The 18,586-nt window shown below is 38.1% G+C and carries 13 protein-coding genes and 1 pseudogene; 8 read left to right on the top strand and 6 right to left on the bottom strand.

All coding sequences use genetic code 11. The features are described from left to right. Nucleotides 1-116: 116 nt before the first annotated feature. Nucleotides 117-470 (top strand): rhodanese-like domain-containing protein, encoded by a 354-nt coding sequence (locus tag L1999_RS13990; protein ID WP_235744099.1) that lies wholly within the window; start codon nt 117-119, stop codon nt 468-470. Nucleotides 471-593: 123 nt separating this feature from the next. Here L1999_RS13990 and L1999_RS13995 read toward each other — a convergent pair whose 3' ends face one another. Further along, entirely contained in the window at nt 594-1,733 is a 1,140-nt protein-coding gene (locus L1999_RS13995; protein WP_235744100.1) for a zinc-dependent alcohol dehydrogenase, read from the bottom strand. Nucleotides 1,734-1,999: 266 nt separating this feature from the next. Continuing rightward, nucleotides 2,000-2,461 (bottom strand): hypothetical protein, encoded by a 462-nt coding sequence (locus L1999_RS14000; protein WP_235744101.1) that lies wholly within the window; start codon nt 2,459-2,461, stop codon nt 2,000-2,002. A 257-nt stretch (nt 2,462-2,718) separates the two neighbouring features. On the opposite strand from L1999_RS14000, the gene L1999_RS14005 reads away from it, so the two are divergent. The 4 genes and pseudogenes from L1999_RS14005 to L1999_RS14020 all read left to right on the top strand — a co-directional run bounded on the left by L1999_RS14005 (nt 2,719) and on the right by L1999_RS14020 (nt 10,972). Next, complete coding sequence (locus L1999_RS14005) at nt 2,719-4,701, top strand: outer membrane protein assembly factor BamB family protein (protein ID WP_235744102.1); 1,983 nt, start codon at nt 2,719-2,721, stop codon at nt 4,699-4,701. Nucleotides 4,702-5,375: 674 nt separating this feature from the next. Next, nucleotides 5,376-6,950: an FMN-binding glutamate synthase family protein gene (locus L1999_RS14010; protein WP_235744103.1), complete on the top strand. Its 1,575-nt coding sequence runs from the start codon at nt 5,376-5,378 to the stop codon at nt 6,948-6,950. 437 nt (nt 6,951-7,387) lie between these two features. Then, a pseudogene (locus tag L1999_RS14015) lies at nt 7,388-8,682 on the top strand (IS110 family transposase). 919 nt (nt 8,683-9,601) lie between these two features. Continuing rightward, a complete protein-coding gene (locus tag L1999_RS14020; RefSeq protein WP_235744104.1) occupies nt 9,602-10,972 on the top strand; it encodes a DJ-1/PfpI family protein in 1,371 nt (456 codons plus the stop codon). Between the two features lie 423 nt (nt 10,973-11,395). Here L1999_RS14020 and L1999_RS14025 read toward each other — a convergent pair whose 3' ends face one another. Together L1999_RS14025 and L1999_RS14030 are read right to left on the bottom strand one after the other, a co-directional pair. Next, complete coding sequence (locus L1999_RS14025) at nt 11,396-12,631, bottom strand: IS110 family RNA-guided transposase (protein WP_235744105.1); 1,236 nt, start codon at nt 12,629-12,631, stop codon at nt 11,396-11,398. A gap of 330 nt (nt 12,632-12,961) precedes the next feature. Beyond that, nucleotides 12,962-13,966, bottom strand: coding sequence for a DUF3231 family protein (locus L1999_RS14030; protein ID WP_235744106.1), 1,005 nt, complete (start codon nt 13,964-13,966; stop codon nt 12,962-12,964). Nucleotides 13,967-14,423: 457 nt separating this feature from the next. Between L1999_RS14030 and L1999_RS14035 the strand changes: the two genes are divergently transcribed. The 3 genes from L1999_RS14035 to L1999_RS14045 all read left to right on the top strand — a co-directional run bounded on the left by L1999_RS14035 (nt 14,424) and on the right by L1999_RS14045 (nt 17,163). After that, on the top strand, nt 14,424-15,674 hold the full coding sequence (locus L1999_RS14035; RefSeq protein WP_235744107.1) for an efflux RND transporter periplasmic adaptor subunit: 1,251 nt from the start codon (nt 14,424-14,426) through the stop codon (nt 15,672-15,674). A 401-nt stretch (nt 15,675-16,075) separates the two neighbouring features. Further along, complete coding sequence (locus L1999_RS14040; protein WP_235744108.1) at nt 16,076-16,402, top strand: hypothetical protein; 327 nt, start codon at nt 16,076-16,078, stop codon at nt 16,400-16,402. A 368-nt stretch (nt 16,403-16,770) separates the two neighbouring features. Beyond that, complete coding sequence (locus tag L1999_RS14045) at nt 16,771-17,163, top strand: C40 family peptidase (RefSeq protein WP_235744109.1); 393 nt, start codon at nt 16,771-16,773, stop codon at nt 17,161-17,163. Nucleotides 17,164-17,231: 68 nt separating this feature from the next. Here the strand turns inward: L1999_RS14045 and L1999_RS29870 are convergent, their stop codons facing one another. Both L1999_RS29870 and L1999_RS14050 read right to left on the bottom strand, forming a co-directional pair. Next, complete coding sequence (locus L1999_RS29870; RefSeq protein ID WP_430540035.1) at nt 17,232-17,342, bottom strand: hypothetical protein; 111 nt, start codon at nt 17,340-17,342, stop codon at nt 17,232-17,234. 448 nt (nt 17,343-17,790) lie between these two features. Then, nucleotides 17,791-18,504, bottom strand: a complete 714-nt coding sequence (locus tag L1999_RS14050) for a GntR family transcriptional regulator (RefSeq protein ID WP_235744110.1) — start codon at nt 18,502-18,504, stop codon at nt 17,791-17,793. Nucleotides 18,505-18,586: the final 82 nt, after the last annotated feature.

Raw genomic sequence — 18,586 nt, forward strand, 5'->3', positions numbered from 1 at the left:
GACTATCCCATTCCTTCATCACAAAATCATTTGGCCAGGATCATTAGTTTAATTTGAGCCTCATGTTATAATAGATGGGAATTTTATAAGATCTAAAGTCTTCAAAGGGAGTGTTGATGTTGACAATAAAAACGATTTCGCCAAAAGAGCTGGAAGAGCGACTGAAAGAAAATGCCCAAACTTACATACTGGATGTCCGCGCAGAGGAAAAATACAATGACTTTCACATTGAAGCGGCTAAGATCAAAAATTTTAATATTCCAAAAACAACGATCTTTGAGCTTGAGGAAAAAAGTAATGAAGAAGTCGCATCATTACCTAAAAACCATGAAATCATCGTAACCTGTACAACAGGAAACTCTGCCAAAAAATGTGCCACCATCTTGTCCAGAAAAAACTATAATGTTGCATTGCTAGAAGGCGGAATTACTGCCTGGAAAGAGTATCTGCAATCACAAAAAAGAAATTAATATGGGTTTTGGTGTGTAACTAGAAAAGTCTTTAATTTAATTAAAAAAACGCTTGAATCAAAATAATGATTCAAGCGTTTTTACGATAGGCATAAATGCAACTGCCCATCAGCAGCCTTTTCTTTATGGCTTCAAAATGACTTTGATACATTCGTCTTCATGATCATTGAAGATTTTATATGCTTCGCTTGCTTGATCAAGCGGTACACGGTGGGTGATAATTTCTGTAGGATCGATTTGACCGGATGTAATCATATCGAACAAGGTCTGCATGTAATGTATGACAGGGGCTTGTCCCATTTTTATCTGGATGTTTCTTTCAAATAAATTTCCCAGAGGAAATTGATTATACTTAGAGCCATATACTCCTGTCAACTGTATGGTGCCAAATTTGCGGACAGCCTCCATGCCAATTCTGATCGCACTTATCGTACCGCCGGAAAGCTTTATTTTTTGTTCGACTGTTTCTCTTGGTGTTTTTTCTCCATCCATTCCAACACAGTCAATGACCACGTCAGCTCCGCCTCTTGTCAGTTCAGCGATATAGGCTCCTGTTTCATCGTAGTCATCAAAATTAATGATTTCAACATTGTTCATCTTTTTTGCATGGTTTAGACGGTATGGAACATTATCGACTGCAATGACTCGTGAAGCGCCTTTCATCCAGGCAAACTTTTGTGCCATTAACCCCACTGGACCGCAGCCAAGCACGACCACTGTATCACCGGATTTAACACCTGCATTCTCGACACTCCAATAGGCAGTCGGGAGAACATCAGATAAGAACAGCACGGCTTCATCTGGCACTTCGGCAGATTCCGGGATCACAAAAGGCATGAAATTGCCATAAGGCACGCGCAGCAATTCGGCTTGCCCGCCTGGATGCCCCCCGTATCTTTCTGTAAACCCGAAATAACCGCCTGTATCAATATGGGGATTTCCATTGGAATGATCACATTGACTTTCCATATGATTTTGGCAGTAATGGCAGTGTCCGCAAGAAATATTGAATGGCAGTACCACGCGGTCACCTTTCTTCACTCTTGTTACTTCCGGTCCGACTTCTTCCACAATCCCCATTGGCTCGTGTCCAATGACATAATCTTTTGATGCCGGAAGAGCACCACTGTAAATATGAAGGTCGGAACCGCAGATAGCCGTTGAGGTAATTCTGACAATTATATCCTCATTCTTTTGAAGGGCAGGATCTGCTACTTCTTTTACTTGAATATCTTTTGCACCTTGAAACGTTACAGCTTTCATACTTTCCCTCCTCGTGAATAAATGCATCCCATTGGTATATACCCATTACGGGTTCTCACTATTACAGGTGCAAAAGGTAAATTCTTTGTAAAGAAAGAGGAAAGATGACCTGTAGTTGTTAAAAGAGAGATTGTCTGCAGTGGTGTAGAATAAAAAGAGCTTTAAGGAGGCGGTCTATAAAGATTAGTAGTGACCATATCAAGTTCGACCAATTACAATGAAAAACCCCAGGCTTGGCCTAGGGAACGAAGAGTATATGTTTATAACTATTTGTTAACTTGGAAGTTAATGGTCCACTGTCCTTTTTGATTTGAAATGGCATCTGTACTAAGTGCCGCACTTGAAGTGGCAGGTATATATTTCGGCATATTCACCTTGACCGCTCCTTGATATTTCTGGCTGCTTATTTTTTGATGTTCGGCATCAATCCCTTGAAGACGATTATCCGCAATGGAAATTTCCAGGTTTTTTAACAGCTCTTTCCCGCCTTCATCCATTAAATTTCCTGTTTTAGATTCTACGGTATAATACAGAATCATCTCTTGACCATAGTTTGTGATCGCATAGTTCGTAATCGTAAGTTTGATTCCTCCATTTTCCGCGGAACCGACTGTTTTGTCCGGTGCAGCCAACGCACTTATGGAAGAAGTCCATGCTCCCCCAACGAGAAAACAAAGTAATAAGACAAACCTGCCCAAACGATTCGTCATTTTCGAGAAAGTCTTCATTCAATCACCATCCTGAGATTAGTTAAATTTATTTCAACTATAGAATGTCTCTACATTTGGTAAATATTCCTCATCCACCATTGAAAAAAATCTTAATTCAATTTAAATGATTTTTTGCATAATTAAGGAATCCTTTACTCAATATAGAAAAAAGAGTGAGGACCAATAAAGCAGGGTTCTCCCCGGATGGGAAAATTAAGAGCATCCAAAAATTGAGGCAATCACTCTGAACTTATACACATAAGGAGGGTCTTTTTTTGATTCGTTATTTAAAAGCAATATTCGCAGCTTTATTGGCGGTAGTATTAATTGTTGGCTGTCAGCAGAAACCTGCAAAAAAACAGGACACTGCCAAAAAACAAACGACCAGTTCCAAAAAGGATACCGGTTTCCCACTTTGGGGGTATGACTTACAACAATCTCGGCATGTCCCTTATAACAAGATTACAAAAGACAATGTGAAGGATTTGGGGATTGTCTGGCAGGCAGATTTGGCAAATTGGGATAAGAAGATTCCGAATGCTTCGGAGGATTTTCCAGTAGTGAAAGATGGTGTCATGTATGTCACGACCTCCATGAACCGAGTGTTTGCCATGGATGCCTCAAATGGGAAGAAAATTTGGCAATGGACGCCGCCAAAGGATGTACTTGACCATCTTGACCATGCGGATCTAAGCCTTTTAGAAGTTGTTGCCAGCCGGGGTGTGGCTGTTGCGGAAGGCAATGTGTTTGTCCTTATTGCGGATAATCGCTTAGCCAAACTTAACGCGAAAGACGGAAAATTGATTAAAATGATCAACCTTTGGGATACAGTCCCAGGAGTCAAGCTTGAAAACCGATATTATGAAACAATGGCGCCAATGTACTATAAAGGAAATGTCTATGTGGGAAGCAGCGGCGGTGATAATGGTGTTCGCGGCTTCGTGATGGCTTATAAAGCAAGTGACTTAACGCCAGCCTGGGATGGACCATTCTGGACAGTCCCTGAGAAGGGGGAAGGTTGGGTGAAGGGGAAATATACAGGAGGCGGAGCCGTCTGGGGACAGATTGCTTTTGACCCGGATTCTGATGTGATGTATTTTGGCACGGGTAACCCTGCTCCTGACTTTTTCAAGAAAGCTCGCCCAGGTAAAAACCCTTATACAGACTCGGTCGTTGCTCTTGAAAGTAAAACAGGCAAATTGATTTGGGCAAATTCGGAAATGGATGAGGAGGACGAATGGGATTATGATGCGACCTCAACTCCGATGATCCTGAATGCTACGGTCAAAAACAAAAAGCAAAAAATCGTTGTACACGGCGGAAAGAACGGAAAATGGTTTGCGTGGGATGCCAAAACAGGCGATACCATCTATAATGGCGTTCCATTTGTTAAAATCCAGCACACCACACAGCCGACGGATCCAAATAAACCAGCGATGCAATGGCCGGGAGCGGAAGGCGGACAAAACTATGCTCCGGAAACCTATGATCCTACTACCAATTATGTATTGATTCCTGGTATTAATAAGCCGTCTTTAGAGGTTGCAGCGAAAGATGAAAAACAAGTCGAGGCAAAAAATGGTTTATTTCCAGGAACGGCGATAACCTTGGGGCCAAAAGGTGAAGACATATCCGGTACTATCACCGCCATTGATGTGAATACTGGCAAGCACGCCTATCAGCTTAAGACGAAACAACCAATGCGCGGAGGTTTTACAAGTACAACTACAGGACTTGCTTTTTACGGCGAATTGGATGGAACGGTAAATGCCCTTGATATTAAAACTGGAAAGGTCTTATGGAACATGAAAACTGGCGGAGCTCAGATTATGATGGCTCCGGCGATTTATATGGATGGCGGCAAACAATACGTTACGTTTGTTACTGGAACAAAGGTTGTAACCTACGGACTGGGCGGGGATAAGTCTGTAACTCCTGCAAAAGATCCAGGGGGCGCAGATCCAGCAGGTCAAGGGAAATCTGATAACGCCAATCATGGCAGCCACGGGAATAAAGAAAAAGATAAGAAGCAGCCGGCTGCTATGAATGCTGAAGTACTTTACAAAAAGAGCTGTATGTCCTGTCATGGTGGAAATCTTGAGGGAGGTGCAGGTCCTGACCTTAGACATGTTGGAGTATCCATGACTGAAGAGGAGATATTAAATCAAATCATTAACGGAGGAGGACGTATGCCTGGAGGTCTTGTTGATAAGGATCAGGCTGAAGTATTAGCAAAGTGGCTGTCTCAGAAGAAGTAATGAATAGAACCAAGACAACCTGAGTTTACGGATAACGGGTTTACTTTAGAGATACAAACATTGTAAAACGCACTTGAATTCATGATATAATTCACAGTGCGTTTTTTTATTGAATGAAATTTAAATGCTTAACGTTTCCAAATTCACCTAGTAAATCACAGGGTATGAAATAATTTTTGGAGGGTGTGTGAATTTTTTGTGATTTAGTACGTGGATTATAATCGAATAACCAGTGATTTTTAAAATAAGCGGAAATTTTCCGTTTAATTCCAGAACTGAGCATGTTTCGGGGAAAATAAGCGGAGGTTTTCCGGTTATGCAAAGAAAAATCCTCTATTTTTACGTTTTTTGCATAAATAGGCGGAATTCCTCCGTCTATTTAAGCAATTTTTAGTGCTATTTCCTAAATAAGCGAAATATCTCCGCTTATTTAGCAACTAGTTTTAGCATCTAATGAACTGGTACAACTTACAGGGCAGTTTCGCGAAAAAAGAAAATTTTTAAAATGGCTTAGAGATATTTGCATCTCTAAGCTTTTATAATTTGGAGATAAATATCAGGCAATATAAAGGGAAGGTCTAAATAAACATAATAGTAATGAAAAAAATAGGCGCCCAGGATCAGAGCTGCAGTTCTTGTCACCATTTTAGTTTTAGAAAAGGTGGGATTGTTAGATGGTTTGGACTATTTTTATCTTCCTATTGATTGTGTTTATTGTAGGACCTGTTGCCTTGCTTGTGTGGTTACATATTTTAGCAAAGAAACCACAGCATTCGATTATCAGAGCACATCCTTATTTGGGATGGATGCGCTATTTGTTAGAAAAGATTGGACCGGAATTCAGACAATATTGGTTTGATGATGACAACAACGGCAAACCATTTTCACGGACAGATTTTTTAGGGGTTGTTTTTTCTGCCAAATATCGAAGTGACCTTGTAAGCTTTGGTTCGAAACGTGATTTTGAAAAGCCTGGGTATTATCTTGCAAATGGGTTGTTTCCCTTATTAAATGAAGAGTTAAGAGTTGATAACCAAGAAAAAGTCCACTCCATGAAATATAAAATTGATCATGAAGGATTGTTTACGCGTCACGAACAGCTGGAAAAGGACCAAACAACACGTTGGCTTTACCATGAGGAAGACACGATAGTCGTTGGCAGTGATCGGAAAAGTCCATGGAAACTTCGAGGGCCATTTGGTGCCTCTGCTACATCTTATGGAGCAGTCGGCGAAAACTATATCCTTTCAACAGGTCAAGGGAGCCGTATGGCAGGCGGATCATGGCTGAATACAGGGGAGGGCGGGGTGGCACCTGAGCATTTAGAAAGCGGTGTCGATGTGGTCGCGCAAATTGGCCCTGGTTTATTTGGTTTTCGCGATGATGAGGGGAATTTTTCGCTTAATGAATTTAAGTGTAAAGCCCAGGAACCGAATATAAAAGCATTTGAGCTTAAATTCGGGCAAGGAGCAAAAATCCGCGGCGGACATCTGGAGGGGTCGAAGGTTACAACGAAGGTAGCTACTATTCGTAAGGTTTCAGTGGGGCAGACCATCAATTCACCCAATCGCTTTCCATTTTTGCATGATGCACTTGAAACGCTGCAGTTTATCAAATTGCTGCAAGAGGAAGGGGGAAAACCTGTCGGAATCAAAATCGTCGTTGGATATCCTTCCGGTTTAGATGAATTTTTCGAGGCTATGAATCATCTTCAGATTTATCCGGACTTTATTACGGTTGATGGCGGGGAAGGTGGAACAGGCGCCACATACAAATCAATGGCAGATACCATGGGGCTTCCTTTATATCCTGCTTTAATTGCCGTTGTTGATAAAGCCTATCAGTTTGGTGTACGAAAAAAGCTGAAAATTTTTGCTTCAGGAAAGTTAATTTCAGCCGATAAAATCGCCATTGCCCTTGCGATTGGTGCAGATGCCGTGAACTCGGCGCGAGGATTTATGATCGCGAACGGCTGTATTATGGCTCTTCAATGCCATACGGGTAAATGTCCTACGGGCGTAACGACCACTGATCCAAATTATCAAGAAGCACTTGTGCCAGAGGAGAAGAAATGGCGAGTCATGAACTATATCATGAATGTACGTTCTGGTTTGTTTGCCTTAGCAGCGGCTTGTGGCATCGAAAGCCCCCGTAAATTCACACGTGAACACATTGTATTTAAAGATGATGATGGAAAAATAATCAGGTTATCAGAACTGTTTCCAATTCCTGATTCTTCGGCAGAATGACTCAAAAGAACTTTATAGTTTAATAGAAAATGAACGGGAACACATTGAGGATTTGTCAAAAAATGTGTCTATTTTCAGTTATATCAAGGATTCAAACGAATTCTTTTTTTGCGTAGACCAGAGTGCACTGGTCTTTTTTTCTTGTGCCTTAAAAGTACTATATCAAATTTGTGCCTTAAATTGTTTCTGGTAATCAATTGATGCATGTTTTGGCAGTATGTTTATTTACACCTTTGAATCATTACTCAAAGAGAAAGTGCATAGATGCTAATATTTATACAAATTTATGAAACCTTGCTTATTGTTCTAACGGGGCAGCATTCCTGTAATGAAAGAAATTGGAGTTTGAACAAAAAAATAACCTCTTGGTAGAATGAGAGAGTCCTGACGCTGGCCAGCACAAAGGACAAATCTCTCAAAAACCAGGAGGCTTTAAAATGAATTATAACCAGAATAAGAAGATATCTCAAATAACTTCTCAAACTCTTATTATAGGAGTTGATATTGCGAAGTTCAAGCATGTGGCACGTGCCCAGGACTATCGGGGATTAGAGTTTGGCTCACCTTGTTATTTTGAAAATGAACATGAAGGATTTGAGCATTTTCTTCAGTGGATTTTCGACATTAAAAAAGAACAAAATATGGATAATGTGATAGTTGGCATGGAGCCAACAGGCCACTATTGGCTCAACTTGGCACATATTTTAAAAGAAAAAGGGATTAAGTTTGTCGCAGTAAACCCCTTGCACGTCAAGAAAAGCAAGGAGTTGGATGATAACTCACCTACCAAGAATGATGTGAAAGATGCCAAAGTCATAGCTCAGTTGGTCAAGGACGGAAGATACGCCGAACCTACGATACCGCAAGGTGTTTATGCGGAACTCCGTGTGGCAAAGAAAATACGCGATCTTTTAACCGAAGACCTTCAAACAGTCCAAGGACAAGTACACAACTGGATTGACCGGTACTTTCCTGAATTCCTAAAAGTGTTTAAGAAGTGGGAAGGCAAGGCAGCGTTACAATTCTTAAAGCTTTATGCCTTTCCCCACGAGATAGCTGAATTCACCGAAGAAGAACTGCTCGTCCATTTAAGACTCTCGGTAACTCGGAGCGTAGGACTAAACAAGATCCGGGAGTTAAAACAGGCAGCAAGTAAGTCCATCGGACTTCGACAAGGTGCTGAAATGGCCAGACTGGAGTTAAAAACCATTCTAGCTAAGTATGAATTAATCCAGTTACAATTCGAAGAATTAGATGCAAAAATAGACGGTCTACTTGATGAAATACCAGGTGTTCAACAAATGTTAGCGATAAAAGGTGTGGGCAGGGATACAATTGCCGGCTTCTTCGCGGAAGTGGGGATTTAGACGAATACAATCATCCCCGGCAAATTATCAAGCTGGCCGGCTTAAGCTTAAAAGAAAATACATCTGGTAAGCACAAAGGAAAAACAACCATCACAAAAAGAGGGCGGAAGAAACTGAGGGCCCTGTTATTCAGGGTTTGTATGATTCTCGTTGCCAAGAATTCCGCATTTAAGGCATTGCATGCGTACTATACTCAACGTCAGGATAATCCATTAAAGAAGATGCAGTCCTTGATCGCTTTGTGTAATAAACTGATTCGTATCTTCTTTAGCATTGGTAAAAAGCAATTTGAATTTAGTGAAGAAAAGATGTTAAAAGACATCCCTCATATGGCAGTAACAGAGAAGACGGAAATGGCGGCCTAATTTTGGTTTAGTTTAGAAAAATAGTCGTTCTATTTTTATAGATTTGGAGACATATGAAGCACGGATTAGTCGGCAAAGCAACTAAATTACGGGCTTGGACCCTGTGGGGCAGCATGGCTGACATCCACCTCATGGAAAGGTTGGACGAAGGAATTTGAGAGCGAAGACTCTGTGAGGCATGGGAGGGTTGACCTCCATGAGTAAATGTGGACATCTACCAGTGCGGTTATATTTTTACTCATCCACCATTTTCTGTAAGGAACTGGTTAGTGGGTTATAGCTCTTTTTTCTTACTCTGTCCAAAAATATCCTTTCGAGTGAAGATCCTCCAGCTATAAAAGCATTTACCGATAGGTAAACAACCATGAAATTCTAAGAAAACATGAGTAAATCGGTGTTTTCGCTTCTTTTATTGAGGGAGTTTAATTGAAGAGAGAGGGGAAAATTCACTCCCTTTTAATTCATATTTGACACAAAAAGCGAATTAATTATTTATTGTTCAAGTTACGGTCTATTTCTTTTAACGTGATATCGGTTTTTAAGGCAATTTCTTTGGCAGAGACTATTTCAGTCTCTGTCTTTTTTGTGGTCTGAAACCAGCTAAATCTGAAGTCTGATATAAAAATCAAGCTCTAGCACGATTATTAAGGCTTTAGAAAAAAGGTAATATGAAATCAAGATAACAACAAATACCCTGCTGGGGTATCACGAAATTTTGTGGTAATACGCAAAAAGAGTGCGGTTTTATCATGTTCAAACTAAGTAAAATGTAGCACAAGTGTAGTCAATAATAAATAACCACATTTTGGAGGTAGAAAATGACTTTTGTTCAGGATGTATCAAAAGTTTATTCATTGGAGTCGGGAGATTTGGTCGTATTAAAGAATAACAACATTCGTATCCAGAGGAGGAATATAAAATGAAAAGGATAGTAGTACGTATCGTTGTTTATGTATTGATTTTCGCCGTGTCTGTGGGAGGGATCGGGTTATATGGCTTTAATCGGCATCAAAAAGATTTTTACTTAAACGTCCGCCATGAGCCGGTTCCTTCGCTACAAGGAGTGAAAGTCCCTCAGTATGACCCCCATAAACCTACTGTGGCAGTTGTGATGGCGGATTCATCAATACCAACTGAAGATTTCGATTTTCTCATTCCATACACACTGTTTTCTATGACGGATGCCTACAATGTATATGCTGTTGCACCGGACAAAAACATCAAGTCTTTATCAGGAGGTTTGGATGTGGTCCCACATTACTCTTATAAAGAATTAGATCAATTATTAGGTAAAAGTCCTGATATTGTCGTGGTCCCTTACATGCCAATCGTTGATGAAATAAAATATCAACCAACTCGTGAATGGATTCAGAAGCACTCTAATGAAAAAACCACTTTTTTAAGTATTTGTGGTGGTTCAGAGAATCTTGCTGATGCAAGCTTATTAAAAGGAAAATCAGCCGCCTCACACTGGCAAGCGATCCCAGGGTTGAAAAAACAGTATCCTGACACACATTGGGTAGAAGACGTAAGGTATGTTCAAGAGGGTAATACTTTAACCACTGCTGGTCAAAGCGCAGGTATCGATGGTGTGCTGCATTTGATAGCTCAACAGTTAGGAGAACCTATGGCAGCAAAAATTTCGAAAGAAATCAATTATCCTTCTTACCACTTCGTTCAAAATCCAAAGGTGGACCACCCTTTTTACGTGGATATAAAATTTGCAACATATTGGTTAAATCTTGGATTCCATTGGAATAAGAAACAGATGGGTGTACTTCTGTATAAAGGTATGGACGAATTAGCTTTATCTTCTATATTTGATTCTTATGGAGACACCGGAACGACACAGGTATCAACCATTTCAAATTCAGATGCTCCTATTGCCACTAAACATCAACTTAATATCGTGGCTCGACATCAAATTTCGAATGCACCAAAATTAGATAAAATGATTATCCCTGGTGGCAATGCTAAATCACTAGCCGAAGCAGATATAAAACTTTGGAGTGAAAAGGGTAATGCTAAAGAAACACTTTTGATTCATAGTGCTTCACCAAACAGATTTGTATTTGAAGCACCATTAGAAGACCTAGCTAAACAAGAAGACCTTGTGACTGCCAAGCATGCGGTGAAACGATTTGAATATCGTGCGAATGGTATCCATCTTGAGGGAAAACCATTTCCTCTTGAAACTTACGGCAATGTACTTCTAACCGGTTTACTAGCTTTGTTGGTAGCTTTCTGTATTGACAGACGATTCATTATGAAGAAAACAATTTTCAAATAGTATAAACAAGCCAGTTAATCACTACCGCCTTCGGGCGGTTTTTTCCATTCTACCATTAACGTCCGTTAGCTATCATTATGGTGAATTAACGAACCAGGGAGACCTGAAATTCAGTCAACTCCGCTATCCTGCCCGTTAGCCACCCACGAATGAGTGCGTTTCATCAAGTTATAAGTGGCTTTTCATAATTTCACAAGAAAGATTGTGAAATATTGTACTTAAAGTAACGGGGTGCTTTTGTTCAGGATAATGTAATCGCTACGGCGGTCATTTTTTCTTGTTGAACTAAACCAGCTAATAGTTTGTCAATATTTTTCAATAAAAACTTAAAATATCTCATGCTATACTAAAAATGTGCATGCCAAATAACCTTCCGTTAGACTAATTTTGGAAGGTTTTGTTTTATTTAGTTAGATATAGGTACTAAGCTATATCTTGGAAAGTCGTTTTATTTTTTAGTAGGGCAAATATCCAATGTAAGAGCTTATTTACACAAGCAATAACAGCTACCTTAAAAGGTTTTCCTTCTTCACGTTTCTTATCATAGAACTCTCGTAATTTCTTATTGCGAGGAATGATCTCATCGCTTGTTTTGCTTTTACGACAGTCACGAATCGCACAACGAACCGCCATATAAAGGGCGTGACGAAGCCTGCTAGACCCTCTTTTTGTGATTCGATTCTTGGTGGCTGAAAACTTACCAGATTCAAATACACTAGGGTCAACTCCAGCGAAAGCTACCAGCTTTTTAGGATCAGTAAATCGATCTATCTCTCCAATTTCTGAAATGATCGTTGCCGCGATCTTTTCTCCGATACCAGGGATAGATTTGATAATATTATATTCTTCAACTTCTTTAGCGAGGGCATCTATCTTGGACTCTAACTTAGATAGGTGCTCTTTGTATTGAAGAATGATATTGATATACATACCTAGACTTAAAATATGGCTCTGATAAACGGTCTTTTCAAACGGATTTCGATTTGCGGCTGCCTTGAGCTGAGTAGCTTTTTCTTTAGCCCATCGATAGGAACGACTTTTACATAACTCAGCGATTTTGTCGGCTATTGTTTCTTCACTCGCCTCTAAAATATCTTCAGATGAGGGAAACTCTGAAAGAGTTAGTAGTGATACTATCGAATATAAGTCACCAAAAACACCTCTGTATTCAGGGAAGACCTGTTCTAGAATCGCTTGAAATTGTAGCTTTGTTTGAATCAATACTCCAGTAATATTTTCGTGTTGTCTTGTAAGATTCCGAAGGTTTAAAAGCTGCACACCACGCTTCTTGTACGGTTCTAAATCCTCCTTATAAAACAGCTCGCAGAGATGGTAAGCATCTATCGCATCTGTCTTTACTTTCCGAAGACTTGAACTTTTAGCCTTATAAGAAATCAATGGATTAATGATTATCAATAAATACCCTCGGTCCTCCAAGTATTGAACAACAGAGGAATGATAGTGTCCTGTCGCTTCTAGAATAATAGGTGGTTTCTTACCAGTTTCTCTCTTAACCACCTCCAGAAACTCAACAAGTAAATCAAGACCTTCTATAGTATGAGAAATCTTAAAACTCTTACGGTATGGTTTGCCTTTATCTAAAAATGCCTGAACTTGACTTTCCCCTTTTGAAACATCCAGACCAATGACTGGATTCATTTCTAAATCCTCCTCCTAAACTAGTAATTTGCCAGTAACCCCTAATCCTCCATGCAGTATCACAGCTTCGCTTGTTATACGAGATCTAAGTCCCAACCAGCCTCAATCATGTTTCTACAAGTAGGGGGCGAACCGTTTAGCTGACGGGGTCAAAGCCCCACGGGCAGTTACGTTCTACCCTGGCTACTGATATAATAAGACCAAAATAAATAAGGTCAACCAGAAATATTTAGCATTCTGGTTAACCTTATAATACGAACTGGGCAGTTTAGTTGAATAAGGATTTTCTAAAAAATAAAATGCCCGACCGATTTGGAAGGGCATTTCTTGTTATTTTTGTTTTGCAATTTCTGTTCTATTAGGTGCAAGTGGAGGCTGTTCTAACCATTGATTTTTTACCATAATATTGAACCAATTTTTTATAACCATAAGATTTTGTAAAATAGTAGCCTCAAAAGTGGTAACAAGGTCTGTTCGCATGGCTGATGCAAGACCTGCCCCATGATAGGTTTGTGCATTTTGAAACAAAAATCCCATGTGATACATTAATAACTTATCAGAAAATGGAGAGTCAGTTGAAATTGTCACTTCAGTTTCCAATGATTTTGGAACTGGTAAGTTATCAGCTTGAAGTATTTTTGCTAATGCTTTTATTTGTGCATCAGCAGTTTTCTCGGATTCAGTTAAAAATCTTCTTACTTCTTTGGATTCCGCCACCTGGCTGAATGCAATAGAAAGAGTTTTAGCAATAACACTTTTTTTCAGGTTAAAAGAAATAGAAATGATTTCTGTAGCAGCAAGAGTTCTACCCTTTCCCAAAAAACCGTCTTTGAAATCCTTGCTTGAAATATATTGAGGGTGTTCATATGCATAAAATAATGGGTCTCTCTGAAAAAGTCCTTTATCAAGCAATAATTCTATCGTTTGGTGGTAAAACTTTTTCGCATCGTTATCACATGAGTCGTAAAAATCTCTTAGGTCTTTTCTAACAGAAGTGCTAAATGCAGTGATATGCCCAAATAATCCATGTAAAGTCATTACATGTAAATAATTTAGGCAGAATGCATCTGAAAACAATCTCTGTTTGCCTAAATACAAGTCGGATTCATTAAATCCAATTGGAACAGGAAACCCCTCATTCTCAAAAAAAGCGATAATTTGTCTCTTTTGTTTCTCGAATGTCTTGAGAGCATCATTAAAAACCGCTTTTATTGCTTCATCTTCAATAATTGAGTACATATATTTATTTACTGCATCTATCGCTGTTCCGCTTACATACTCACCCCATAAAGAACCAACTTCAGAAGATGTTAATTTTAATTTTTCCGTTTCCATATTTTCACCTCTCTTGTATTATTTCCAGATATATATGATTTTATGGTTTTTAAAGTAAGAAGATAATTTTCTTATGAATTAACGAAGAATACGATACTCTGAAAAAGTTATTGCTGATATTAGTTGTATGGAGAAATTAGATTGTGAAGAAGTGTACTTAAAGTAAAGGGTGCTTTAGCAAATAAGCAATAAAAATGTAGAGCCTTAAAATATGCAAGTTTTTATGCACTACTTGCGAATTTTGGCTCATTTTACATTCATAATACATACTGCCGTTTATGGCATTTTTTAATGGCCCAATACATTAAATCCTATTTGTGATTCTAAACCTGAAAATAGTTAATTTTTCCAAAAATATCCCTTGAAACTTACTTGTAAAAAATAGACAATATAGTAGTAATTTGTTTTACCGTTTATTGTAAAATTCGCTAGTAATCTATGTTGAAAGGGTAGGGTTATGGAAACAGCAAAAAGAATTGGTACAGAAAATGAACAAACACGTCCCCCGCGTCAGAAGAAATTAATTTTTCTGGGGATCCTTGTTCTTATACTCATTTTGGTTATGGTAAGTTTAGCAATAATAGAATTTAATAAAAGGGATGTAAAGAAGTTAGTCTTTATTCATCCAACAGAAAAAACATTTATAAAAACAAAAACAGTGTCGGCACGTGTGGTACAAAGTGATACGGAAACGATTTATGTAAATGCATCAAAAGGATCTATAAAGGAGATTTTTGTAAAAGAAGGGGAAAGGGTCGCTAAAGGACAACAGCTCTTTTCTTATGAAGGCTCAGCATTAAAGGCAGAACTTGGACAAGCTGAAGTAAATAAACAATTAGCAGAAACGAGTGCTCAACAGCTGAAAGAGCAAATCGCATCGTTAGAAACGGATATACTGGAAGCTGAGTCTACTACTATACCTGTTACAAGTGACCCAACCAATCTAACTGATGTGGGGGATTCAGGTTCTATCGCTGATCAATCCATCCTGTCACTCAATGCGGAACTAAATACAGTAAAAGCTGACGCTCATGCCGCAGAATTAAAGGTAGAAAAATATACGTTGGAGGCTGAAAAGCTCAAAGCCGAGCTCGATTCATTAATTGTCTCTAGCAACACTGCAGGTGTGATCGTTAACTTGAACAAAAATGTAGGGCAAGGTTTCCAAGCAAAAGATAATCAGCAATTAGCGATCATGAAAATCGCATCGAATGCACCGGTTAAAATAGAAGGAAAGCTAACCGAAGCAGAAAAGGCTAAAATTACTCAGGGCCAACCGATAACAGTAACTTCTAATGTCGTTGCCAACAAGAAGTGGAGTGGGAAAATAACGGAGGTAAGTGATTATCCTACTTATAAAGGACCGGTTAAAAAGGAAAAAGATTTACAAAATGAACCGGTTCCGTCCTATTCTTTTGAAGCAAGTCTTGATTCACAAAAAGGACTATATCCTGGCTACTCTACCTCACTGGACGTAGTTGTGCAGTCAAAACCATTTCTAGCAGTTCCTGAAACGAGTATCATAGGGATTGGAAAATCGACGTATGTAATGGTACAAAAGAAAGGAATTCTACAGAAACAAAAGGTAGAAACTGGTCAAAAAAGAGGTCAATGGGTTGCGATCCTTAAGGGGTTAAAAGGAGAAGACAAAGTAGGAGTCAATCCTTCTTGGATTGTTCACCTTGGTACACTTATTCACTTAAATTAAGCAATCATTTGAACCATTACGAAATTAATCATACAGCACATGGGTAACTTACGATTCCCCATAATCTTTTCGATTGTAATTGAGTGGACACGAAAAGATAAAGGGCAAAAATTATCTATTGCCGCTTAAACTGTTTGAAATGCTGGCTTCTCTTTTACGAGAGGCCAAGCATTTTTTTTTGTTGGTTGAACGTATCTCCCGGATCACTCCACAGAAATATAGGACCAAATCCGTAATTTAAAAAATGACCTAGAACTTTTTCTAAAGAGCGAGGATGATTACAAAATACACGATTTGATGATTAAACGAAATGGCGAAGGATTCATTTCAACCAATTTTATCGACATTTCCCAACAAAAATCGGCTATAATAAATACTAATAAGAGAGGTGGTGAGGAATAATGGAAAAAACGCTTAATTTGATTTTGACTGAACAAAAAAGACAGGGAGATTTATTGCATCAATTAATTAATGCAGTTGCAGCATTAAATGTAAAAATTACTGAAATGGATGGAAAGGTTTCTGAATTGAGCGGGAAAATTACCGAATTGGACGGAAAAATCACTCAAACAAATGAAAAAATTACCTCAATTGAAAAAAAACTAGATTCCGTCTCAGAGGAAGTTAAAGAAATAAAGGTAACAATGGCAACAAAACATGACCTCGAATACTATGATCAAATGATTTCAGTGCATTCTAGGGAAATTTATAAACTAAAAAATCACTAAATCTCTCCAATAGATTCCTCAATATACTAAATTCAATCTAACCTTCTTAAATGCTCTTGTTGTCTAAATGAGATTCTGACTGCTGATGAAAATCTCTATGCTCCGAAAAGGCTTTAAAGTTTAATAGAAAATGAACGGGATCACATTGATCATTTGTTTAAAAATTAGGCCAGTTCAGTATATCAAGGATTCTAACGAATTCCTATTTTTCTGTAGACCAGAGTGCACTCGGTCTTTTTTTTGTGCATATCCTTTGTAAAGCTTTTAAAAGAGTAGAAAATGGCACTATTAAAATTTAAATTCTTTTGTCCAATCAAAATAAACCTCTACCACATGTTATAAAGTAAAAACTAAAAAAGAGGGAAGCCATGCTTGCAAATAAAATAATTTCAACAGGTTTACAATATTTAGGAACTCCTTATGTGTTTAACGCTCCATCCTATCAAACAGATTCATTTGATTGCAGTTCATTTATAAAGTGTATTTTTGAAATGAATGGAATTATTCTCCCTAGAAACTCTCGCCAGCAATTTGAAGTAGGGGTTCCGATTTCTTTTGATCAAATCAAGAAAGGAGATCTATTATTTTTTACGACCAGTGAGAGAAAAAATAGGAAAAGGCTATCAAGAATTGGACATGTAGCCATTTATATTGGACAAGATCAAATGCTTCATACCTATAGACAAGGTAAAAAAGTGATGATTTCAGTATTAAACTCGTATTGGAAGGAATCATTTATTGGAGCGAAAAGGGTAGTATAGGTAGTGCCAAAAATGTTTAATTTGGCAGATATGGTATTGAACCGGACTCATACCTGCCAATTTTTGTTTTAGCGCTTATTAGTATAATAATCGATATTTTCTTCAATTCTTCTTTTTAATTCCTCAAATGTGAATAGTCTTTCTCCATTTACAATTCTTGTTTTAGTAACCCTATAAATCTAACTTTTACGATAGAACGAACAAATAACTGTTTCATCTGATTGAAAAGGGGTAGATACAGTATTGGACTTTTGATGGTATGTAGGTAACGAACCAAATCCATGTGCAAAGGAGGTGTCGACCATGGAAAAATATGAATACCTAAATGCATGGGCGAATATTAGTGAATTAATATATTATGCTACACACGAAGAGTAACAGGTCGGAAAAAGTACCGAAATAATTCGGGCTAAAACATAAATAACATAACGTTTTATCAAGCATTTCCAACACCAAATCAAGATACTTAAAAAAACTGCTGCTAAACACAAGATTTTATTTTAAGAACCATAGGTAGAGGATAAGAAAAAGGGTGAACCACCAGTTGAAGGTGTTCGCCCTTTTTCTTTATCTTTGGACTTTAAGAGTGACCTCTTATAGGGAGCTATCCGAATACTTTTAATAAATTCACTTATTAAATTTATATGTATAGGTATTACCATTATAAAAAGTCTCAAAATATCCAAGAATGCTTTCCTTACCATCAAGAGAAACAGTAGTAATGGCTTTTGATTTCAGAAGGGCCCCTTGGTCGATTTGCAATAGTTTTTTCTGTTCAGGGGTAGGCAAAACGGCCTCCATCTCTAATTCACTGCCAAGAACGGAATATCCTAAAGATTTCAAGTAATCATAAAAGGAGTGATTTAAAGCGTCTACATTTATCGCAGGCAGGACTTCTGTAGATACATAGTTATAGCTTATAGCAATTGGATTACCATTACCTGTTCGTAATCGAACAAAATAATGAACAAAAACATTGTCTTTTAAATCTATTTTTTTGGAAATCACAGGTATTTCGTTAGATTTTATAAGTTTATAAGAAAGGAGCTTTGATCCAGGTAAAAGCCCAATACTCCTCATATCTTCTGAGAAACTTGATTGATTTTCCAGAGACTTTGTAACATGTGAAGACGATACAAAGCTGCCTTTTCCAGAAATACGAGTAATATATTTTTTTTCTACAAGTTTATTTAGAGCTTTATTTATGGTCATTCTACTGTAACCAAAGAGTTCAGCTAGCTGTTCTTCCGTTTCAATCTGGTCACCAACTTTAAGTTCCCCCGAATTAATCCTATTAATTAAATAATCTTCCACTATTGTATATTTTGGGGTATTTTTCATGTCTTTATGACCCCTTTCCATTTATTCTTGAAAATTTTCTATCATGCAATAATAGTTTATTCCGTATTGACAGTATTATGAG

Source organism: Neobacillus drentensis (genome assembly GCF_021560175.1).
GTDB classification, from domain to species: Bacteria; Bacillota; Bacilli; order Bacillales; family Cytobacillaceae; genus Neobacillus; species Neobacillus drentensis_A.